At 57.5% G+C, this 285-nt stretch carries 1 protein-coding gene; it reads left to right on the forward strand.

The features are described from left to right. Nucleotides 1-285: hypothetical protein (locus KVT32_RS29820; protein ID WP_217619399.1), on the forward strand; the 285-nt coding region annotated here is incomplete at both ends.

A 285-nucleotide genomic window follows, 5' to 3' on the forward strand; every position in this document is an offset into this window, starting at 1 on the left:
GCCAACCTGCGTTCCGGCGCCGTTACGAATTGGCAGCGCCTTCCTGCATCGCCGGCTCCCAACTATACGGTTTATCCCTTCCCGAACAACTCGCCGGACGGGACGCAATATTTGGCTACCAATTGCGGCACGTGGACGAGTGCTTGTCCTGCTGGATCAAGTTTTTTCCAGGATGTGAGCGTACCCGCCTATAGTGGACGCACTTTTACATTCGGTGGCCAATTCGCAACCGATGCCGGCCATAGCGGTAGTGCCAGCCTGGCGCTTTGGCAGATGGATGCCTAC

It is taken from the genome of Achromobacter sp. GbtcB20, assembly GCF_019091095.1.
GTDB classification, from domain to species: Bacteria; Pseudomonadota; Gammaproteobacteria; order Burkholderiales; family Burkholderiaceae_B; genus Achromobacter; species Achromobacter mucicolens.